Annotated in this window: 19 protein-coding genes; 8 read left to right on the top strand and 11 right to left on the bottom strand. The window is 59.7% G+C overall.

Going from position 1 to position 20,281, the window contains the following annotated elements; translation table 11 throughout:
* Positions 1-29: 29 nt before the first annotated feature.
* The 7 genes from C934_RS35055 to C934_RS0106915 all read right to left on the bottom strand — a co-directional run bounded on the left by C934_RS35055 (position 30) and on the right by C934_RS0106915 (position 5,114).
* Positions 30-185, bottom strand: a complete 156-nt coding sequence (locus tag C934_RS35055) for a hypothetical protein (protein ID WP_018855977.1) — start codon at positions 183-185, stop codon at positions 30-32.
* A 9-nt stretch (positions 186-194) separates the two neighbouring features.
* On the bottom strand, positions 195-1,898 hold the full coding sequence (gene kdpA, locus C934_RS0106940; protein ID WP_018855976.1) for a potassium-transporting ATPase subunit KdpA: 1,704 nt from the start codon (positions 1,896-1,898) through the stop codon (positions 195-197).
* 61 nt (positions 1,899-1,959) lie between these two features.
* A complete protein-coding gene (locus tag C934_RS31670; RefSeq protein WP_016556800.1) occupies positions 1,960-2,049 on the bottom strand; it encodes a K(+)-transporting ATPase subunit F in 90 nt (29 codons plus the stop codon).
* Between the two features lie 434 nt (positions 2,050-2,483).
* Complete coding sequence (locus C934_RS0106930) at positions 2,484-3,137, bottom strand: CDP-alcohol phosphatidyltransferase family protein (protein WP_018855975.1); 654 nt, start codon at positions 3,135-3,137, stop codon at positions 2,484-2,486.
* Positions 3,134-3,526, bottom strand: a complete 393-nt coding sequence (locus C934_RS0106925) for a hypothetical protein (protein WP_026371623.1) — start codon at positions 3,524-3,526, stop codon at positions 3,134-3,136. The genes C934_RS0106930 and C934_RS0106925 overlap by 4 nt, the downstream gene beginning before the upstream one ends.
* The gene (locus C934_RS0106920; protein WP_018855973.1) at positions 3,523-4,473 is read right to left on the bottom strand and encodes a phosphatidate cytidylyltransferase; all 951 of its coding nucleotides are present in this window, start codon (positions 4,471-4,473) and stop codon (positions 3,523-3,525) included. The genes C934_RS0106925 and C934_RS0106920 overlap by 4 nt, the downstream gene beginning before the upstream one ends.
* Entirely contained in the window at positions 4,470-5,114 is a 645-nt protein-coding gene (locus C934_RS0106915) for a lysophospholipid acyltransferase family protein (RefSeq protein WP_026371622.1), read from the bottom strand. Before C934_RS0106915 ends, C934_RS0106920 begins: the two co-directional genes overlap by 4 nt.
* Positions 5,115-5,295: 181 nt before the next feature.
* Between C934_RS0106915 and C934_RS35560 the strand changes: the two genes are divergently transcribed.
* From C934_RS35560 to C934_RS0106880, 6 genes are all read left to right on the top strand, one after another.
* Positions 5,296-5,637: a DUF6074 family protein gene (locus C934_RS35560; protein ID WP_335326606.1), complete on the top strand. Its 342-nt coding sequence runs from the start codon at positions 5,296-5,298 to the stop codon at positions 5,635-5,637.
* Between the two features lie 444 nt (positions 5,638-6,081).
* Entirely contained in the window at positions 6,082-7,245 is a 1,164-nt protein-coding gene (locus tag C934_RS0106900; protein ID WP_018855969.1) for an isovaleryl-CoA dehydrogenase, read from the top strand.
* Positions 7,246-7,281: 36 nt separating this feature from the next.
* A complete protein-coding gene (locus C934_RS0106895) occupies positions 7,282-8,889 on the top strand; it encodes a carboxyl transferase domain-containing protein (protein WP_018855968.1) in 1,608 nt (535 codons plus the stop codon).
* A gap of 7 nt (positions 8,890-8,896) precedes the next feature.
* A complete protein-coding gene (locus C934_RS0106890; RefSeq protein ID WP_018855967.1) occupies positions 8,897-10,882 on the top strand; it encodes an acetyl/propionyl/methylcrotonyl-CoA carboxylase subunit alpha in 1,986 nt (661 codons plus the stop codon).
* Positions 10,882-11,763 (top strand): hydroxymethylglutaryl-CoA lyase, encoded by an 882-nt coding sequence (locus C934_RS0106885; RefSeq protein WP_018855966.1) that lies wholly within the window; start codon positions 10,882-10,884, stop codon positions 11,761-11,763. The genes C934_RS0106890 and C934_RS0106885 overlap by 1 nt, the downstream gene beginning before the upstream one ends.
* Positions 11,763-12,539: a crotonase/enoyl-CoA hydratase family protein gene (locus C934_RS0106880; RefSeq protein WP_018855965.1), complete on the top strand. Its 777-nt coding sequence runs from the start codon at positions 11,763-11,765 to the stop codon at positions 12,537-12,539. The genes C934_RS0106885 and C934_RS0106880 overlap by 1 nt, the downstream gene beginning before the upstream one ends.
* Positions 12,540-12,697: 158 nt before the next feature.
* On the opposite strand, the gene C934_RS0106875 is transcribed toward C934_RS0106880, so the two are convergent.
* The 3 genes from C934_RS0106875 to C934_RS0106865 all read right to left on the bottom strand — a co-directional run bounded on the left by C934_RS0106875 (position 12,698) and on the right by C934_RS0106865 (position 17,700).
* A complete protein-coding gene (locus C934_RS0106875; protein ID WP_245267917.1) occupies positions 12,698-13,567 on the bottom strand; it encodes an alpha/beta fold hydrolase in 870 nt (289 codons plus the stop codon).
* 243 nt (positions 13,568-13,810) lie between these two features.
* Positions 13,811-15,034: an alpha/beta fold hydrolase gene (locus tag C934_RS35555; protein WP_245267916.1), complete on the bottom strand. Its 1,224-nt coding sequence runs from the start codon at positions 15,032-15,034 to the stop codon at positions 13,811-13,813.
* 551 nt (positions 15,035-15,585) lie between these two features.
* Positions 15,586-17,700, bottom strand: coding sequence for a carboxy terminal-processing peptidase (locus C934_RS0106865; protein ID WP_018855962.1), 2,115 nt, complete (start codon positions 17,698-17,700; stop codon positions 15,586-15,588).
* A 368-nt stretch (positions 17,701-18,068) separates the two neighbouring features.
* On the opposite strand from C934_RS0106865, the gene C934_RS0106860 reads away from it, so the two are divergent.
* On the top strand, positions 18,069-18,374 hold the full coding sequence (locus tag C934_RS0106860) for a hypothetical protein (protein WP_018855961.1): 306 nt from the start codon (positions 18,069-18,071) through the stop codon (positions 18,372-18,374).
* Positions 18,375-18,485: 111 nt separating this feature from the next.
* On the opposite strand, the gene C934_RS0106855 is transcribed toward C934_RS0106860, so the two are convergent.
* A complete protein-coding gene (locus C934_RS0106855; protein WP_026371620.1) occupies positions 18,486-18,890 on the bottom strand; it encodes a response regulator in 405 nt (134 codons plus the stop codon).
* A gap of 358 nt (positions 18,891-19,248) precedes the next feature.
* Between C934_RS0106855 and bcsN the strand changes: the two genes are divergently transcribed.
* Positions 19,249-20,256 carry a cellulose biosynthesis protein BcsN gene (bcsN, locus tag C934_RS0106850; RefSeq protein WP_198011802.1) on the top strand — a complete coding sequence of 336 codons (1,008 nt, stop codon included), beginning with the start codon at positions 19,249-19,251 and terminating at the stop codon, positions 20,254-20,256.
* Positions 20,257-20,281: the final 25 nt, after the last annotated feature.

Below are 20,281 nucleotides of genomic sequence, written 5' to 3'. Positions count from 1 at the left end.
TTGAAAAGAGTAAGGCGACCATGTTGCGATCAGCCGTGTAGGATCCGAAGTACCGCGGCGATGACGAGGAGGCCGGCGAGCATCACTAGAATGATGTCGGAGGCGCGGGTCATCCGCTGGCTATCACGTCCCGGCGAACCGGGACGTGCGTTGAAGGATTTGCGAAGCTTGTGACGAAGGATCATTGCTTCACCTCAAAAGGTCTGGCCGGCGATCGTGACCAGGTGCTCGACGACCGGGCCAAGCGCCAGGGCCGGGAAGAAGGTCAGTCCGCCGACAATCAGGATCGTGCCCGTCAGGAGGCCTACGAAGAGCAGGCCATCGGTCGGGAACGTGCCTGCCGAGGCGGGGACGGTCTTCTTGGCGACCAGGGAGCCTGCGATTGCGAGCGCCGGGACGATCACCAGAAAGCGTCCCATCAGCATGCCGAGGCCGAGCGTGATGTTGTACCAGGGTGTGTTGCCGGTCAGGCCACCGAAAGCCGAGCCGTTGTTCGCCGCAGCGGACGTGTAGGCATAAAGGATCTCGGAGAAGCCATGTGGTCCTGCCGTGCCGATCGAGGCGACGGCGGAGGGCAGCACGCTGGCGATCGCAGTAAACACGAGCATCGCAAGCGGCAGGCAAAGAATGGCAAGCACGGCCATCTTCATCTCCTTGGCTTCGATCTTCTTGCCAAGGTACTCGGGCGTGCGGCCGACCATCAACCCTGCGACAAAGATTGCGATGATCACGAAAAGCATGATGCCGTAGAAGCCCGCGCCAACACCGCCGACGATGACTTCGCCAAGCTGCATGTTGATGAGAGGGATCAAGCCGCCGAGTGCCGTGAAGCTGCCATGCATTGCGTTAACCGCACCGCAGGAGGCAGCGGTTGTTATGACCGCAAAGAGTGAGGACAACGTGACGCCGAAGCGCACTTCCTTGCCTTCCATGTTGCCGCCCTGCAGGCCGAAGGCGTGCATCAGCGGATTGCCTGCGGCTTCCGCCCAGTAGGTGACGCCGACGCCGACAATGAAGAGTACGCCCATGGTGGCGAGGATTGCCCAGCCCTGGCGCTGGTTGCCCACCATGCGTCCAAAGACATTGGTGAAGGCAGCACCGATTGCGAAGATCGAGACCATCTGGAGGAGGTTGGAAATCGCGTCGGGGTTTTCGAAGGGGTGCGCGGAGTTGGCGTTGAAGAAGCCGCCGCCGTTGGTTCCGAGCATCTTGATGGCAAGCTGCGAGGCCACCGGTCCAAGAGCAATCGTCTGCTTGGCGCCTTCGAGCGTCGTCGCGTCGACATAAGGGCCGAGCGTCTGCGGCACGCCGAGGTAGACATAGACCAGCGTCAGCACGATGCAGATCGGCAGGAGAATGTAGAGCGTCGCACGGGTCATATCGACCCAGAAATTGCCGACCGCCTTACCGGATGCGCGCGAAAAGGCGCGGATCAGGCCGATGGCGATTGCCATGCCGGTCGCGCCAGATACGAAGTTCTGCACGGTGAGGCCAGCCATCTGCGTGAGATAGGACATCGTGCTTTCGCCGCCGTAGTTCTGCCAGTTGGTGTTGGCGACGAAGCTTGTGGCGGTGTTGAAAGAGAGTTCGGGGCCAACCGCAGCCATTCCGGCCGGGTTCAGGGGCAAGATGTCCTGCATACGCAGCAGCGCGTAGAGGACGATGAAGCCGAGCAGGTTGAACATCAGCATGGCGAACGCATATGAAGTCCAGTGCTGTTCGTCGCGTTCGCTGGTGCCTGCAAGCGCATAAAGTCCCCGTTCAATCGGAACGAGGACGGGTGAGAGAAACGTGCGTTCGCCATTGAAGACGCGTGTCATGTAACCGCCGAGCGGTTTGACGAGCACAATGATGATCCCGCAGTAAAGTAGGATCTGAAGCCATCCGTTGAGGGTCATGGGAGGTAACTTTCAATACCCGATTTGTTTCGCCGTTCGCGCCTTGGGAGGAGGCGCGATGCTAGAAGCGTTCGGGGCGAATGAGAGCGTAGGTGAGGTAAACCGTGAGGAACACGGTGACGGCACCACTGAGAATATAGTCGAGTGTCATGGCGCTTCTCCGGTTAAAGTCGGTCGCAGGCTTTGGTGTAAGCAAAGCAGAGGGCGAAAAATACGATTGCTGTGGCGAGTAGAACTATGTCCATCATCGATCGTGACTCCTGTTGTTCTTCTGGAGTCAGACAAGACAAAGGGCACCATCCTCAGGATGGCACCTTTTATGCTTTCTGGCTGGAGATGATCCTTGGATCTCTCGGACATTAATATGCGGTCGAACCGCATAAGCGTTCGAGATCGGCGGCGGGCCGCGGATATAAAAATCTTATAAATGCCGATGGAAGAAAAATGCCTCGCCGAAGCGAGGCTAGTCCAAGGCCGCTTCGGGGAAAAGAAGAAGCGGCGCGGTTGTTGTATTGCTGGTGCGCTCGACTGCAAAGCGCACTTTCGAGCTTTTCGGTACGCCTGACGAGGATTGAGTGAAGCGCGTCAATTGCCCTCGTGGCCACCTTTCAGATTCCGAACGACGTTTCTGCCCCGTCGCAGCGCCGTGAAGGCAGCACCGATCGTAATCAGCCAGAGGGCAGCGAGTAGAACCTGATTGTGCCCGCTCCAAAGCGGTTCGAGGATCGAGAGGATTGCCGCAGCCGTGATTGTCGCCATTCGGTGTTGTTTTGCCATCGGGCCGGAGAAGTCGCTCGGTGTCCCGGTTGCTCGACCGAGCTCGCGAACATAGGCCGTCAATACGGCAAACGATGCCGCCGCCCAGCCAAGGCCGGGCGATCCGATGCCATACCCAACACCGGCCAGGATCAGGATGTCGGCGACGCGGTCGGGGAATTCGTTCCAGAAGGGGCCGTCCGCTGCGCCCTTGCCGCCCTCAACGGCAACCATACCGTCGAAGAGATTGCACAACAGCCGCAATTGGCAGAACGCGGCCGCGAGAACGAGGAGGAGCGGTCTTGTCCACCCGTCGTCCCGTCCCGCAAGGAAGAACGCGCCGCCGGCCAATGCCGCGGCGATCGTGCTTGCCTGAGAGATTTGGTTCGGCGTGACCGACCGTGTCGCCAGCCATTTCGCAATGCGCTTTGCCCATTGCGTGTCTCTGCTTGCCAGCGGCCGGCGATCGCCCGTTTCCGTCATGCCACGATCCTCTGTTGGTAGACAAAGTAATTGTAGACTGCCGCGTAGGTCGTCGAGACGGTTAGCGGCACCGCTATGGTTTTCAGGATTTCCGGGGTGCCGCTCAACGCATGGATCGAGATCAGCACGGCAGTCGATGCCAGACATGCGATCAGCGGCGGTGCCCAGAGACCGGCGCGCCCTTTGAACTGTTTTGCGAGCCGCTCGATAACCGTCTTGAGAAAGAAGGTGAGGCCGGCCGAGAGTGCGCCCTGCACAAGGCCGGCAAATAGGGCTCGCTGCAGCAGGTGGCTGCTGTTGGCGAAGACCGCCCAGCCGCCCATGGCGACAAATGCGAAAAGCACATGCATCGCACTGCTCTGGGCCAGCCGACGGACCGGCGTCATCATGTGATCGACCACCAGTAGCGGACAATGTGAAAGAAGATCGGCGCGGAAAAGACGACGGAATCGAGCCGATCAATCAGTCCGCCGTGGCCTTCGATCAGGTGACCCCAGTCCTTGACGCCGCGATCTCGCTTGATCGCCGACATGACGAGGCCGCCGAAAAAGCCCATCATGGTGATAACGAAAGCCATGACCCCGGCCTGGAGCGGCGTGAAAGGTGTGATCCACCATAGGGCGGCACCGATCAACGTCGCGCTCAAGACGCCCCCGACAAAGCCTTCCACGGTCTTTGAAGGCGACAGGCTTGGTGCGATTTTTGTTCGACCGAACAGCTTGCCCCAGACATATTGGAGCACGTCGCTGAGCTGCACGATGATCACCAGGAAAGCGATCAGCAGAACGTTGCGGCCTTCGTAGCCGGGGATCGTCAGCGTCAGCAGCGCGGGAACGTGGGAGGCGCAGAATACGCAAATCATCAGCGCCCATTGGACTTCGGCAATGCGTATCAGGAAACGCTCGGTATCGCCGCGCAGTACGGAGATGATCGGCATCAAGAGGAACGCGTAGACCGGAATGAAGATCGAGAAGATGCCGTATTGCCTCTCCCACAACAGCCAATACTGCAGCGGCAGGACGACGAAGAAGGCGGCTGCGAGCGCCCAGTGATCGGCGCGTTTGGTGTCGGTCAGCGTAATGAACTCGCGTAGTGCTGCGAAAGAGCAGAAGCCAAACAGCAGCAGCACGCCGATCCGACCGGCAAGAAAGGCAAGGCCGATCAGGATGGCCATGATCCACCACGCCTTGATGCGTGCGTTCAGGTTCTCGATCGCGGCATTCGACTGGCCGGCCGGCAGTCGCCGCTGCAGCAGGTAGCCGATGGTCGACGAAACAATCAGGAGCGTGAAGATGCCAAGGACGAGTGTCCACAGGTCGGCGTTCGCTGCGTTCATTCTTTACCGCCCAGGTGTTTTGGTGACAGATCAAGCAGCGCCGTCCGCGCCCTGTCGAGGAAGGTTTCCTTGGTCTCGCCGGCGTCGATCCGAATGGCGTTGCCGAAGGTCACGGTGCAGATGAAGGGGATCGGGACGATCTCGCCTTTTGGCATGACCCGATTGAGATTGTTGATCCAGACCGGCACAAGCTGAATGTCCGGCCGGGTCGAGGCGAGATGGAACAGTCCGCTCTTGAACGGCAGCAGCGGCGCATCCGTCTGGTTGCGCGTTCCTTCGGGAAAGAGGATCAGCGACGCTCCGGAATCGAGCACTTCGGCCATGACTTCAATCGGATCGCGTGTGCGCTTGTCGCGGTCCCGCTCGATAAGAACTGCGTCGAAGACGTTGCAGCCGATGAAGCGGTTGATCGATGACTTCAGCCAATATTCCGCGCCAGCGACGGGGCGTGTCTGCCGTCTCAAGCTCGGCGGAAGGACGGCCCAGACCAGGATGAAATCGCCATGGCTGGAGTGATTGGCGAAGTAAACACACTGGCCCTGGGGAATGCCGTCATTCGGCCAGATAGCGCGAACCGCGGTAATGGCGCGCGCGAACACCACGATTGCCGCCGCAACAGGCTTCGCAACTACACGTCTCACTGATTTCAGCCCCCTCGCTGCATCAATAAAGCAGCCTGCAGAAGCCTAGCGGCATTTCCGATGGTTCGGAAGTCCTGCTTGTGGCGGAGACCGTGTCGATGCCCGTTTTGACCGCCGCGATGAATTGAACGCCGCGTTTGTGGGGGGCGAAGAGGAAAGCGTTAACCATGGTCAGCTAGGAATGAGTCGGACGCAACGGAATGAGTCGATGTCAGTACAGTCAAACAAGAATCTGCAAGCAATGACGACAAGCGAGATCGTACTTTTCCCGGTCGCTTCACGCGCCGGAGACATTGAACGGTGCGCGACCGAACTGGACCGTCGCCACGGCGAGGATGCAGTACGCTTCTGGAAGACAGAATGCCGCCGGCTGGCTGATGAGCTGACGTCGCTTGGCTGCTCCGAAGCTAAGGTCCGCGAACAGGTCATGACGTTTCAGGCCGAGGTACAGGCCGAGCTGGTTCGCCGTCATCAAGTGCGGGCAATCGCAGAAAGCCGCAGTGGCCGCGCCATAAAGCGCTAGCGTCATAGGTGGCTCATATCGCCACTTGGGCCGTCGATTTTGTCGGACGGCCCTGAGCGGTTGAACGCGTCGTCCCGGCGGCGAATTCTTTCCATATTTTGCGCAGGATGAACCGTCTTGGTTCAGAAATTCCGCGCGCCCGGTGCTAGCATCCCTTTATTCTCACGCGGATCTCTAAAGATCCCGTGCGTCGCCTATCTCGGGAGGAAGGGCGGATGCCGGCGGAAGATCGATCGAATAGTCGCTGGGGCAATCTGGCGGTCAGAAACGTCTGGCCGACCGGAAATGCTTGCCATTTTCGCGTTCTTCAACGAGATTTATCAGGCCGACCGGCAGTGGAGGAGCTGCCGACAAGATACGCGCGTGAAGAACAATGACGGGAGAATGACGGCACACGCATACCGGACGCTGTTGTAGTCGCGCGCCGGACTTGGGAGGGAAGGCATGTATTCCGGTGGTTTGAGATTTGGTCTGGCGGACGAGATCGAGGCGCTCCGCGACAGCGTTCGACGTTTCGCGACGGAGCGCATTGCACCGCTCGCTGCCGAGACGGACAGCAGCAACAGTTTTCCAACGCCACTCTGGCGCGAGATGGGTGAGATGGGACTGCTCGGGATCACGGCCGAGGAGGCCTATGGCGGCGCCGGCTTGGGATACTTGGCCCATTGCGTCGCGATGGAGGAAATCAGCCGCACTTCCGCCTCCGTCGGCCTCAGCTACGGCGCCCATTCCAACCTTTGCGTCAATCAGATCAGCCGCAATGGAACGGACGAGCAGAAGTCGCGTTATTTGCCGAAGCTCATCTCCGGCGAACATGTTGGCGCACTCGCCATGTCCGAGCCGGGCGCCGGATCCGACGTCATTTCGATGAAGCTTCGGGCGAAGAAGCGAGGCGACAGCTACCTCCTCAACGGCAACAAGATGTGGATCACCAACGGCCCGGATGCCGATGTCCTGGTGGTTTACGCGAAGACAGACCCTGATGCGGGTCCGCGTGGCATCACGGCTTTCCTCGTCGAGAAAGGCTTCAAGGGCTTTTCAACTGGCCCGAAGCTCGACAAGCTTGGCATGCGCGGCTCCAACACCTGCGAATTGATCTTCGAGGACTGCGAGGTTCCCGCGGCAAATGTGCTGGGCACACTCGGCGGTGGTGCGCGCGTTCTGATGTCGGGGCTCGACTATGAACGTGTCGTCCTCTCCGCTGGACCGATCGGCATCATGGCCGCCTGCATGGATGTCGTCGTGCCCTATCTTCACGAAAGAAAGCAGTTCGGCCAGGCGATCGGCGAATTCCAGCTGATGCAGGGAAAACTCGCCGATATGTACGTGACCATGAACACGGCGCGCGCCTATGTCTACGCGGTTGCGGCGGCCTGCGATCGCGGCGAGACGACGCGCAAGGATGCTGCCGGCTGCATTCTTTATGCCGCCGAGAAGGCGACGCTGTTGGCGCTTGAGACAATCCAGGCGCTCGGGGGGAATGGCTACACGAACGATTATCCCGCCGGCCGGTTGCTGCGTGACGCCAAGCTCTACGAGATCGGTGCCGGAACCTCTGAGATCAGACGCATGCTGATTGGCCGCGAGCTCTTTTCCGAAACGGCCTGATCCGAACGTTTCATCCGACAACCATCCTGGTGAACAATGACGGTTTTGAAGTCGCAGATTTCGACGAATTCGGAGAGCTTCAGGACAAATCGCGCGGCGATGGCCGAAGCTATCCGTGCCATCGAGGACGCAGCCTTGAGTGCGGCGAATGGGGGCGGACTTGCAGCGCGCGAGCGTCACGTTGCCCGCGGCAAGATGCTACCACGGGATCGGATCGCCGCCCTGCTCGATCCGGCTACGCCATTTCTCGAAATCGGATTGACCGCAGCCCACGGCATGTACGGCAATGAGGCGCCGGGTGCTGGGCTGATAACCGGCATCGGCCGCGTTTCAGGCCGCGATTGCATGATCGTCTGCAATGACGCGACCGTCAAAGGTGGCACCTACTTTCCGATGACGGTAAAGAAGCACCTGCGCGCGCAGGAAGTCGCGGCCCAGAACAATCTGCCCTGCATTTACTTGGTGGATTCGGGCGGCGCGAACTTGCCGAATCAGGACGAGGTCTTTCCGGATCGCGATCATTTCGGTCGGATATTCTACAATCAGGCCAATATGTCGGGGGCAGGAATTCCACAGATCGCCGTCGTCATGGGCTCGTGTACGGCAGGTGGTGCCTACGTGCCTGCCATGTCCGACGAGGCAATCATCGTCGAGGGGCAGGGGACGATCTTTCTCGCCGGCCCGCCGCTGGTGAAGGCCGCAACCGGCGAAGTCGTTTCGGCCGAGGACCTTGGCGGTGGCGATGTGCACACAAGGCTCTCCGGTGTCGCAGACCATCTTGCGCGAGATGACGCGCATGCCCTGGCATTGGCGAGGCGCGCCGTCGCCAATCTCAATCGATCCAAGGGGGGTGGCGTCGAGCGCCAGGCGGTTGAGGCACCACTGTTCGATCCCTCGGAAATCGCAGGGATCGTCCCGGCCGACCTGCGCGTGCCCTACGACGTGCGCGAAGTTATCGCCCGTATCGTCGACGGCTCGCGTTTCGATGAATTCAAGGCGCGCTACGGGACGACGCTGGTCTGCGGCTTTGCACATGTCCATGGTATCCCGGTGGGCATTGTCGCCAACAACGGCGTGCTGTTCTCCGAGTCGGCCCTGAAGGGCGCCCATTTCGTGGAGCTCTGCTCGCAGCGCAGGATACCGCTCGTCTTCCTGCAGAACATCACCGGCTTCATGGTTGGCCGCAAATACGAAACCGAAGGCATCGCGAAGAATGGTGCGAAGCTCGTTACCGCAGTCGCAACGACCGGGGTGCCAAAGGTGACGATGCTGGTTGGCGGTTCCTTCGGTGCGGGCAACTATGGGATGGCCGGTCGCGCCTTCTCGCCGCGCTTTCTCTGGACATGGCCGAACAGCCGCATCTCGGTCATGGGCGGAGAGCAGGCGGCCGGCGTGCTTGCGACTGTGCGGGGCGAGGCGCTCTCCCGTGCCGGCACGCCATGGACACCGGAGGAGGAGACCAGTTTCAAGCAGCCGGTGCTCGATCTTTTCGAACGGCAAAGCCATCCGCTCTACGCGTCGGCGCGGCTATGGGACGATGGGGTGATCGACCCGGCCAAGAGCCGCGACGTGCTCGGTCTCTCGCTGTCTGCGGCGCTGAATGCACCGATTGAAGAGACGCGCTTCGGCCTGTTCCGGATGTGAGGTAGCGATGTTCCAGAAAATTCTCATCGCAAACCGTGGCGAGATTGCTTGCCGGGTGATCCGAACCGCCAGGCGCATGGGGATCGCCACGGTGGCGGTCTATTCGGATGCCGATGTTGGGGCGCTGCACGTCGAGATGGCCGACGAAGCGGTTCGGCTGGGGCCCGCGAGCGCGCAGGAGAGTTACCTCTCGATCGAGCGGATCCTTTCTGCGGCGCAGCGAACTGGCGCCGAAGCCATTCATCCTGGTTACGGGTTTCTCTCGGAGAATGCAGACTTCGCCGCAGCCGTAGAGGCCGCCGGCATTGTCTTCATTGGGCCGCAGCCGTCGTCCATTCGTGCCATGGGATTGAAGGATGCCGCAAAGGCGTTAATGGATCAGTCGGGCGTGCCGGTCGTTCCCGGCTACCATGGCGAGGAACAAGACGACGGGTTTCTCGCCGATCAGGCGACCCTGATCGGGTACCCCGTGCTGATCAAGGCACGCGCGGGTGGCGGCGGCAAGGGCATGCGCCGCGTCGACAGCGAGGAGGATTTTCCCGAAGCACTTGCTGCTGCGCGGCGAGAGGCGAAGGCCGCATTCGGCGACGATGCCGTTCTGATCGAGCGCTACCTCATTCGCCCGCGCCATATCGAGGTTCAGATCTTCGGCGATCGGCACGGCAATGTTGTGCATCTTTTCGAACGTGATTGTTCGCTCCAGCGCCGCCATCAGAAGGTGATCGAAGAAGCGCCGGCGCCGGGAATGACGCCGGAGATGCGTCGTGCCATGGGTGAAGCCGCGGTACGCGCGGCGCGTGCCATTTCCTATCGTGGTGCCGGCACCGTCGAGTTCATCGCGGATGTCTCGAACGGCCTCTGGCCGGATCGTTTCTATTTCATGGAGATGAATACCCGTCTTCAGGTCGAGCATGCCGTTACCGAAGCGATTGCCGGGGTCGATCTCGTCGAGTGGCAATTGCGTGTGGCGTTCGGCGAGCCGCTGCCGAAGAAGCAGTCGGAGCTTGAGATCTATGGCTGGGCCTTCGAGGCCCGGATCTACGCGGAGGATGCGGCCAAAGGCTTCCTGCCCGCGACGGGGACGATCAGGCATCTGGATTTTCCGGAGGTTACGGCGCGGATCGATGCCGGGATCCGTCCGGGCGATACCGTCTCGGCTCACTACGATCCCCTGATCGCCAAGATGGTCGTACACGGGCCCAGCCGGAGTGTCGCCCTGTTGCGACTGACCAGGGCCTTGCAGAGCTCGCATGTCGTCGGTGTCACCACCAATCTCGACTTCCTCGCCAGATTGAGCGAGCAGGACGAATTTGTCGCTGGCCATCCGGATACCGGGCTGATCGATCGCAATCTTCAATCTCTGACCGCGCTTGAGCCGCCTGCGGACACGGTGATCGCGCTTGCCGGCGTGTTGTCACTGGGTACGCTTGCGCGATCATCGGATGGCGATCCCTGGCTCACGCTGGGACATTGGCAGCTTTGGAGCGAGATGCAGCGCATCGTCGTTCTGAACTATGAAGGAGGGCATTCAACGCTACGGATTGCGGCTAAGGGTTTCGATTTCTTCGCCGTGCATGATGGACGGCGGGTCATTCCCGTGAAGATCGTCAGCCGGCAGGACGATGGTTGCCGGGTGGAGGTCGATGCCCGGCAGGTGCAGGTCAAGGCCAGTATGGCGGCACATCACCTGGTCGTCAGCGTCGACCACCGAACGCATGTGTTCCATCTCGGTAACCCGCTCGATTTCAGTGCCACGGATGTTGCTGATGGCAACAGACTGATCGCGCCGATGCCGGGCTTTGTGAAGATCGTGCGGACGGGTTCGGGGGCGGAGGTCGCCAAGGGTGATGCGCTTGTCGTCATGGAAGCCATGAAGATGGAGCTGACGCTTGTCGCAGCCCGCGATGGGACGGTGGAAGCCGTCGAGGTGAGCGAAGGGCAGCAAGTCGACGAAGGCGCCGTACTTCTGACGCTGCGGGTAGAGGAGACGTGATGCAGCCCGGAGAATCGTCATTGCTGCCCCGGGACGTCTCGATCGTCGAGATGGCACCGCGCGATGGCCTCCAGAACGAGAAGAACCTGATCCCGACGGCGACGAAGATCGCCCTCATCGACATGATCTCGGAATGTGGTTTCGAGCGGATCGAGGCGACGAGCTTTGTCAGCCCGAAGTGGGTGCCGCAACTTGCTGACGCCGCCGAAGTGATGGCCGGCATCAAGCGCAGGCCGGGGGTCCGCTATGCCGCTTTGACCCCGAATATGAAGGGGTTTGAGGCTGCAATGGCCGCGGGCGCGGACGAAGTCGCGATCTTTGCGTCCGCCTCGGAGAGCTTCTCGCAACAGAATATCAACTGTTCCATCGCCGAGAGTATCGAACGCTTCAAGCCGGTTGCCGAAGCAAGCCGTGCACGTGGCGTTCCAATGCGTGGCTATGTCAGCTGCGTGGTCGAATGTCCCTATGAGGGCGCCATTTCGCCGGATGCGACGGCGCGCGTCGTCGAGAGCCTGCATGCATTGGGCTGCTACGAGATCAGTCTCGGCGACACGATCGGCAAGGGACGACCGGAAGAGGTCGATCAGATGCTGGTAACGGTCCTCTCCTGTGCGCCGGCGACGATGCTTGCGGGTCACTTCCACGACACCGACGGCTGGGCCTTGGACAATATCGGGGTTTCCTTGAAGCACGGGCTGCGGGTTTTCGACGCGTCGGTCGGCGGATTGGGCGGTTGCCCCTATGCTCCGGGCGCAAAGGGCAATGTCGATACCTTGGCTGTCGCTGAGTTCCTTACCCGCAAGGGCTATCGGACCGGGCTCGCGCCCGAGAAGCTGGAAGAGGCCGCCGATTTTGCCCAGAGCCTAAGGAGCGAGGCATAATGCCGAAAACGCTGATGATTTCGATCGACGAACGCGGCGTTGCGCGGCTTACCCTCACCCGTGAGGACAAGCACAATGCCATGTCCGCCGAAATGATCGACGAGTTGACGGAGGCCGCAAGCGCGCTCGGGTCGGATGGACGGGTGCGAGTCGTCGTGCTTGCTGGAGCGGGCAAGAGCTTCTGTGCCGGCGGTGACCTGGAGTGGATGAGAGCCCAGTTCAAGGCGAGCCGGGCGGAGAGAATCGCCGAAGCGCGGCGGCTGGCGATGATGTTCAAGGCCCTGAACGAGCTTCCGAAGCCGCTCATTGGCTGCGTCCACGGGAGCGCCTTTGGCGGCGGTATCGGGCTGATCAGCGTCTGCGATACAGTGATTGCCTCGGAGGCGGCGCGCTTCGGCCTGACGGAAGTTCGGCTTGGGTTGATACCGGCAACGATCAGCCCTTACGTCGTAGCGCGGATCGGCAGCCCTGCGGCACGATCCCTCTTCGTCTCCGGTCGAACCTTCGATGCTGCCCATGCCAAATCCATCGGTCTCGTCGCCTCTGTTGTTCCCGCTGCGAACCTCGACCGTGCTGTCGACCTCGAGATCGCGGAATTCATCGCGGCCTCACCGGAGGCAGCGACACGCGCCAAGGCCCTTGCGCTGTCTCTTGCGCCGCCCATCACGGAAGAGATCATCGAGAGCGTGATTTCCCAGCTTGCAGATAGCTGGGAGACCACAGAGGCGCAGGCGGGCATAACCGCCTTCTTCGAAAAGCGGCGGTCGAATCGATAACGGGAAGCTTCGAGACCGGTCAGTGGCGGCACGGTGAAGGCGGCGTGTGAGGTCGGATGGCCGCGAGGGCGCGCCAGTTATCCGACATTCGAAGCCAGCTGTGTGTGTACTGGTGCCGTATCCTTCGCCGCTGGAGGAACTGAAACTCGTCCGCGCGGTCAAGTGCGATTGAAAACGGGACTTGTTCCAGCCAATGTGCTCCCTTCCAGCCTCGAAGAGATACCTTCCCGGGACACCTTTGCGTCATCTGCAAAACGACATAGCTCATCGTTGAACCTGGTAGGGTTCTCCAAAAAAGGTGCGTGGCCCGTTGCCGCATACCACGATGCCGTGGCTTCAGGACATAACGCTAGAAGGTGCCGCCCCATCGCCGGCAGGATCACCGTGTCCTCTTGGCCGTGCGTGACAAGGATGGGCACCGCAAGAGCGGTCAGTACATCGTCAGAATCGATCTCGCGGGTGAGCAGCGCAGCCCGGATTTTCGCTGGCACGGCCATGTTCCAGCAGATCGCCGTTTCGAATACTTCGGAAGGCAGTTGCGAATAAGTACACCCGCGCACGAAATTGCGGATTGCTTCGATGTTGCCAGGCAGGTCCTCGCTCGTGGCACCAATGACGTGGTCAAGGAAGCCCGGGCCAATCAAGGTGCCGAATGCTGCCTTATTGAGCGTGGTCGCCGCGCCTACAAAGTTGATGCCCGCAACCTTCGCCGTTCCATGGGCCCGGAGGTAGTCGCAAATAATGAAGCCGGCGTAGGACCAGCCCACAAAAACGGGACTGCGGAGGTTGAGTTGATCTACGACAGCGGCGATATCGTCGGCCCAAAGCTGCGGCTCGGTATAATACTCCGTTTCGAGCGGGGCCTCCGACATGCCGTGACCGCGCAGGTCCAGGACTACGAGGCGAAAGTCCTCGGCAAGCATGCTCTCATACTGGTTCTTCCAGCAGAGATGGTTCTGTGACCACCCGTGGATGAAGAGGATCGAAGGAGCGTCTTCTTTTCCCCACTCGCGAACATGCAGTCGCAATCCTGCGCCGCCGGTTACAGTGTGAACCTTCATCGTCGTGCCTCCTCGTCAGCGTCGAGAACTGTAGGAAGCACTTTGTTCTGCCGGCGTGAGAAGGAGTGTGGGAGGAATCGTTGAAAATGCCGGGCGGATCGTTGAAAAGGCGCCCCTCGGGTGCGATCGCGCTTGAACGAGAGGCGGGAGCCAAACTCGGTTGATAGCGTCTCCAAGACCGTCGGGCGCGCCAAGGCGCCAGTCACAAGGCTACGCTGTTTCGGCGACGAAGCGCGTTACTTCACGAACAAACCGCTCAAAGGCGGGTTCGTTGGCGAGGAGAATGTGGTTGGCGCTATCGAGATCGACAAATCGAGCCCCGGGGATGCCGGTCGCAAACTCCCTTCCGCACTGAAAGGGAACGACCATGTCTTTTCTTGCGTGCAAGACCAGCGTCGGAATCGTCACCTGCGACAGGACATCCGAAACGTCGATCTCTCCGAACGCCTCGTGCAGGCGACCTGCGTTGCTGGGCGACACAGAAATGTGCTGCAATTCGTCAAACCAATCCATCTGCACCTCGTCCGCCCCTGGAATGAACATTGCAGTGAACAGATGTCGAAAAACCGGATTGTTCTGACCCCATCCTTCCCTGATCAAAGCGGTCATTGCCTCATGCGTTGCCACCTCATGGCTGTCGCTTCGCTTTCGCCAGCCTTTTACAAATCCTCCGTACAGGATGAGCCCCGAAATCCGTTCGGGGTGTCGGACAGCGTAGGCAACGGAGACGGCACAGCTTTGCGATACACCCAGCAGCGTGAACCGATCGAGGCCCGCCGCGTCGACCACGCTCTCCAGGTCCGCAATCATCGCCGCAAACGAGATATCCTCGGCAATCCAGTCCGAGAGTCCGGTGCCGCGCTCGTCGTAGCGTATCAGCTTCGTCTTCTCCGACAGGGCGTCGATCCAATGCGTCCACACCGGACTTTCCCAATCATACTGGAGATGCGACATCCAATGTGCGGCTCTTACGATCGGTGATCCCCGCCCACACACCGCGTAAGCGATTGTTACCCGATCCGCGGTTTTGCAGAAGCGAATTTCCTGCGATCTTTTGCTGGGCGTCACTGCTGGCCACGGGACATCCGTTTCAAAGTTCCGCGAGATGAAAGCTGATCCAGGCTGTGAAGGTGGAAGTGACCGGAGCGGGACATCGCGAGACCCGTTGCTCACGCCGGAGACTGAAGGCTCCGGCCACTGTTCGGGGCGATCGACGGCGGCAATCTCGTTGGTAAGGCGATCGAGCACCAGGGAATAGACGTTTACTCGCTCAGGTCGGTCTTGCAGGCGTCGAACAAGGGCGCGCAGAATCTCCATGTGCACCCGAAGCGTAATATCCCGGTGACATAGCCGCCACGCTTCAAAGTTTGGGCAGTGCGGGAGGCATAGGCCATCGAGAAATTCACCACGAAATGTCGCGGCAAGCGACTCCAATCTCTCCGTGTCCAAGCGGTCGAGGTCCGCGGGCCTCAGAGAAGCCATACCCTTGAAGTCCACCTCGACCGTCTGGGGGCTGAGGAGAACGGAATTGTGGTCCGCATGCAGACGCACATGACCTTCCGTATTCACGATTGGCCTCAGCTTGTGAAGGCTCCACCTTAGGGAAGCCCGAGGGTCGTCCGGAACTTCCCAGAACATCTTGCAAAGATGCTCGCGACGTTGGGCTCTTCCGACGACAGCCAAATAGGCAAGAAGGGCACGGGTTTTCTTTGACTGCGGCAGAGGCAAAAGCTGTCCCTGCTGCGTGACGTTAAGTTCGCCCAATACCTTGATGGTTAGCTGGCCGACCATGATACACCAACCCAACGGAGTGCTCAGCCGACAGCTTAGAGCAATGCAGCTCAAGATAAAATCGGCTTCGCCTACCGTTCGGCGAGCTACGAGCGCGGGCCGCCGCAAGTGTATCCGATGGGGCCGCAGGCAGTCACGAGAACTCGCTTGCCGAACTCGGTTAGGTTTATCGCCTGCCACGCCATCGGATAGAGCTATTTTCCGTCGGTGCTTCCCGATAGTTTTGCGGCAGTCTTTGCCTTCCCTTGTAAGTCCGCCTCATCGGCAAGAATGGCGGCGGTCTCGTTCAGCAAGACGTCTTTTGCGTTCTTGCGGGCATTTTCCATAGCAATATCAGCGCTCAGGCTGCGCTCGTTTGACTGCAGTCCATCATCTGAACCAGAATCTTCGCTATCGCTTGCTTGCGCTTGAGACTTGAGCCGCTCCTCGCGAGCAGCCGCTTCCTTGCGACGTTCGGCTTCATTCAGGGAGATAACCCCTTTCTCGCGCTGCGCCTTCAGGTCAGCAATGTCTTTCAACAGTCGTTGGAAGTCCGGGTCGCTCTCGACCCGTGCATCATGGCGGCTTTGCAACGTCGGCAGCGATGCCGCTACAACCTTTGCCGGCGTATAGTTCGCAGGCTTGATTTGCGCCCAGGGCAGGGCGTTATCATAACTGGTCTCGCCGAAGCTTGTCGGATCCGAGAACCCCGGCAAGCTGATATCAGGCGTCACGCCCCGCAGCTGCGTCGTACCGCCGTTAATCCGGAAAAACTGGGCAATCGTCACTTTCAGCTCGCCGAATTCCGGTTTGCTGTTGCGAACCATGTCATCAAGATCGACGACGGTTTGAACGGTACCTTTACCGAAGCTTGGTTCGCCGACGATCACGCCTCGACCGTAATCCTGGATCGCCGCGGCAAAGATCTCCGACGCCGATGCTGATCCGCGATTGATCAGGACGCCCACGGGGCCTGTCCAGACTGGCGCCTTAAAATCAGCGCGTCTCACCGCGACCTTGCCGTCGCTGCCGCGTTGTTGAACGACCGGACCCTTGCCGATGAACAGACCGGTCAAATCGACCGCTTCGTCTAGAGAGCCGCCGCCATTGTTGCGCAGGTCAATAAGAACGCTGTCGACCTTTTCTTGCTCCAGTTCGCCGAGAAGCTTTGCGACGTCGCGGGTTGCGCTTTTATAGTCCTTGTCGCCTTTGCGCTTGGCTTCAAAATCCTCATAGAATGCCGGTAGGGTGATCACCCCGACTTTACGCGTGGCGTCGCCCACTTTCACGGGCAGCACGGTCTTGCTGGCAGCCTGCTTCTCGAGGCTGATTTTGTCGCGCACCAGGCTGATGGTGCGATGGGTGGCATCTGCTCCGGCATCCGCCGGCAGGACGTCCAAGCGCACGACGGAGCCTTTCTTGCCTCGTATCAATTGCACGACTTCATCGAGGCGTGTACCCATCACGTCCTTTATCGCCCCGTCCTTGCCTTGACCGACACCGGTGATGCGGTCTCCGACCGAGAGCTTACCGGATAGCTGCGCCGGCCCCCCAGGCACGAGTTCACGGATTGTCGTGTAGTCGTCGCGTTCCTGTAGCACCGCACCGATGCCAACCAGTGAAAGCTTCATCGCGATATCGAAGTCGGCGGAAGCGGTCGCGCCGAAATAGTCCGTGTGCGGGTCGACCGAGGTCGTATAGGCGTCCATGAACGACTGGAAAACGTCGTCGCTCTTGTACTTGTAAGCGCGCTCGAGCGTGTTTGCGTACCGTTTGTCGAGCGTCTCGCGAATAGCCGCGTCGGCTTTACCGCCTAGTTTCAACCGCAACCAGTCGCTTTTGACGCGCTTGCGCCAAAGCTCGTTGCTGTCGGCTTCCGACTGCGGCCAAGGTTCCTTATCGCGCAGGACGGAAAAATCTTCCTTCGCACCGAAATCGAAGTCCTGCTTAATCAAGGTGCGCGCGTAGTTCATGCGGTCGACAACGCGTTTCTCATACACGTTGAAGATCGCAAACGGGATCTTCAAGTCCTCCCGTTTGATGGAATCGTCGATCTCGTTCCGTTCAGACATGAACTTGTCGATATCCGTTTGCAGAAAGAGCATGTGGTCCGGATCGAGGGACTTGATGTACCGATCCAGGACCTTGGCCGACAAGGCGTCGTCAAGAGGAATGGGTTTATAGCTGAACCGCGTGAGGAATTGCGCACTTAGCTGAGCGGCTTGTGCCTGTTGCTTTTGCGGCTGCAAAACAGGCGGAGACGCGACGTCAGCATATGCAGGCTGTACGATTGCAAGAACTGCACCAAGGAAAACATAGGTTATGCGCATTCAGCGTTGATCCAATTCTTAAGGCCGAGAGTCAATGTGCGATCTAGGTCAAGCAAATTATGGTTTTTTGACAATCGAATCGATCAAATCGCCAATTTCCTGCGGCGGAAAGTCCGTTCGACGGACAGTAAGTGCACCCGTCGCCGGGGTATTGCTGGGAGGAGCCGGAGATTCTGGCAAGCTTTTTTTGTGAGAAAGGTGAAACCATGCTGGTGCACCCCCGCCCCTCCGCAACCGTTCATCTTCGTCACAGTGGAGATCGTAAACCAGCAGATCCGATAGAGGACGGATTCTACAAAGAATGAGTTGACCGTTTTCGATGGCGGGACGACACTTGCAACCTGCAGCAAGGCGGGAGAGAGAGAACGATGGACGAGCAAGACCGCTGGCGTCACATGGCAAGCGCGCCGAAAGACGGCAGTCGGATCCTCGTCACGATCCGCCAGTCCGAACAGGGGCCGGCAGAAGTCGACCTCGCCTATTGGTCGAATGGCGATCAGTTCGGTGCGGAAGGCTGGCGTGCCTCTGATTCCTCGCCAGGCCGAATCATTGAATATGCCGAGCCCGAAATGAAGTGCTGGATGCCGATGCCCTCGGCCAATCTCAATCGTGCGTCGATGCCCTCACCCTGGGAAGGCGACGACGCACAGGAGCTCGACGGGTCAGGGATTTGAGAGCTCGCGCCAGGATCGCTAACGCTTCTGTTGTGGCGCTGGCATCAATTGTATGGGGGCAGCCAGACTCCGCGTCCGCATGACCTTCAGGATGGTCACGACATCCTCGCGCTATCTGGTAGCGTTTGGCCGCTTCGGCAAAAAACGCGACGCGTGGGAACCGACCCGTCGCCCGATTTCGTTGGCGATAGCCTTTAGATCGTAAGGCTTGGGAAAGAAGCTCGCGTCCCAATCCAGGTCAGTAAGATCGATTTCACGACCAGACGTCACCAAGACGTGGATGAACGGCTTTGTCGCCTTGATGAGCCTCGCGAGATCCAGGCCGTTGAGTGCCCCAGGCATCTCCACGTCGGTCACGATCGCATCAACGTCATCGTTCACTCCAAGTGCCGCGATCGCCTCAAGCACGTTCCCGCATTCGATGACGCTGTAACCTTCCTCAAGCAGTTGGTCTGCCAGCACGAAGCGAATGAGGGGTTCATCTTCCACGATAAGGATCTTTGCCACTACTCGCATACTCCGTTTCGGATGCCGGTCTAACGCGCCAGGAGAGCAAATCGGTCCTCAAGGAAGAATGCGATTTGGTTACATGTTTAATAAAATGCAAATCAGTTTCGCGAGGTGATTTCGCAGTCTATCCAGGATGATCGACACACCGTGTTCAACGCCAGACGGAGAACACCGCGAGGATCGGAATCCGTCGACGACGTTGCCGGACAGCTGCACCGAGTGCCATTCCCTTCCCAGATCAACACTCGCTGTCGCACATTAACTATGGGTTAACCATAATCGTCGTTTACCATAGGTAGCGGCCTCAAGGGTCGTTGATTCGGAAGTCCAATGCGTAATCTCGCATGGACGTGAGGAAAGACGATTGCGGCGACCCGAAACGTCCAGTGTACTGAAGGCGTCATGCTTGGCACTGCTTGCCGGGCTTGTGGTCGGATGTCAGTCGTCAGGAAATGTCAGGCGCCCAAACGTCTCCGAGACGGTGCCCGCCGAAAGGGCGCTGGCCTTGCCCCCGCCTGGTGGTCCCTCGATCGTCAGTGTCGTCGAGCGCAAGCGTGGCAATGGCACAGAGCAGACGATTTCGCTCTACACGTCGTCTTCCGTGTCCGGTCAGAATTTTCTCGGGGTGCAGTTTTTTGGGGCATCAGGAGCCAATCCTGGCATCGGAAACGCCTCCTTTAGGATGGTCAGCGAGGACGGGATAATCCGCGAAGCCTTTGCGGCCGTTCCCGGCGTGCAGATGACGCGCTCGGCGACTTATCTGCAAAACAGCTATGGACCGTTCGGCTATGCCTCGGGCCTGAGCGGTTCGGGCGATACCTGTATTTATGGCTGGCAGCAGATCCGCTCAAGCAGATCCGCGCAGACGCAAGCGCGCAACTTCGGAATGATCCAGGTGCGGTTGCGCCTCTGTGATGCCCGGGCAACCGAAAGACAGTTGCTCGGAATCATGTACGGCTACACGATCGTTGGGATGCTGGATGGAGAAATCTGGAATCCGTTCGGGCATCCGCAGGGCACTGATCCGACGCTCGGGCGCCCCGGCAATCCGATCTATCCAGACGAGGGCGGCTATAGAAACACGCGGATGGCTTTTGGCTATGAACCAGCCCGTCCGGAAATCCAATCTCGTGTCGTTCGCGTACGCAGCGTTCAGCCGAGAGTCGAGGAGGCGCCCGTGCAATTGCCGCCGCCGACCGGCCCTCGCGTTCCGTTGCCTGATGGCTCGAGCAGTCTGCCGCAGCCAGACATGTCAGCCGCGCCTTCGGCCGAACAGACGCAACCGAGAACCGCGGTGGCGAGCGGCCTGACGGTGCCGTCACCGGAGTGCATAGGGGATTCGGCCATGACGGCCGCGTGCCAGAAGAAGTAGACGTGAGACGGCTGCGGTGTTCCTA

The organism is Rhizobium sp. 42MFCr.1, assembly GCF_000377185.1.
Classification (GTDB): domain Bacteria; phylum Pseudomonadota; class Alphaproteobacteria; order Rhizobiales; family Rhizobiaceae; genus Rhizobium; species Rhizobium altiplani.
The sequence above is the reverse complement of the archived record's forward strand: the minus strand, read 5'-3'. Positions and strand labels throughout refer to the sequence as shown.

What these genes read in the sequence shown, in the direction of transcription:
- C934_RS35055 (WP_018855977.1), bottom strand. Translation starts at nt 185, where the DNA reads ATGATCCTTCGTCACAAGCTTCGCAAATCCTTCAACGCACGTCCCGGT.
- kdpA (WP_018855976.1), bottom strand. Translation starts at nt 1,898, where the DNA reads ATGACCCTCAACGGATGGCTTCAGATCCTACTTTACTGCGGGATCATC.
- C934_RS31670 (WP_016556800.1), bottom strand. Translation starts at nt 2,049, where the DNA reads ATGACACTCGACTATATTCTCAGTGGTGCCGTCACCGTGTTCCTCACG.
- C934_RS0106930 (WP_018855975.1), bottom strand. Translation starts at nt 3,137, where the DNA reads ATGACGGAAACGGGCGATCGCCGGCCGCTGGCAAGCAGAGACACGCAA.
- C934_RS0106925 (WP_026371623.1), bottom strand. Translation starts at nt 3,526, where the DNA reads ATGATGACGCCGGTCCGTCGGCTGGCCCAGAGCAGTGCGATGCATGTG.
- C934_RS0106920 (WP_018855973.1), bottom strand. Translation starts at nt 4,473, where the DNA reads ATGAACGCAGCGAACGCCGACCTGTGGACACTCGTCCTTGGCATCTTC.
- C934_RS35560 (WP_335326606.1), top strand. Translation starts at nt 5,296, where the DNA reads ATGAGTCGGACGCAACGGAATGAGTCGATGTCAGTACAGTCAAACAAG.
- C934_RS0106900 (WP_018855969.1), top strand. Translation starts at nt 6,082, where the DNA reads ATGTATTCCGGTGGTTTGAGATTTGGTCTGGCGGACGAGATCGAGGCG.
- C934_RS0106895 (WP_018855968.1), top strand. Translation starts at nt 7,282, where the DNA reads ATGACGGTTTTGAAGTCGCAGATTTCGACGAATTCGGAGAGCTTCAGG.
- C934_RS0106890 (WP_018855967.1), top strand. Translation starts at nt 8,897, where the DNA reads ATGTTCCAGAAAATTCTCATCGCAAACCGTGGCGAGATTGCTTGCCGG.
- C934_RS0106885 (WP_018855966.1), top strand. Translation starts at nt 10,882, where the DNA reads ATGCAGCCCGGAGAATCGTCATTGCTGCCCCGGGACGTCTCGATCGTC.
- C934_RS0106880 (WP_018855965.1), top strand. Translation starts at nt 11,763, where the DNA reads ATGCCGAAAACGCTGATGATTTCGATCGACGAACGCGGCGTTGCGCGG.
- C934_RS0106865 (WP_018855962.1), bottom strand. Translation starts at nt 17,700, where the DNA reads ATGCGCATAACCTATGTTTTCCTTGGTGCAGTTCTTGCAATCGTACAG.
- C934_RS0106860 (WP_018855961.1), top strand. Translation starts at nt 18,069, where the DNA reads ATGGACGAGCAAGACCGCTGGCGTCACATGGCAAGCGCGCCGAAAGAC.
- C934_RS0106855 (WP_026371620.1), bottom strand. Translation starts at nt 18,890, where the DNA reads ATGCGAGTAGTGGCAAAGATCCTTATCGTGGAAGATGAACCCCTCATT.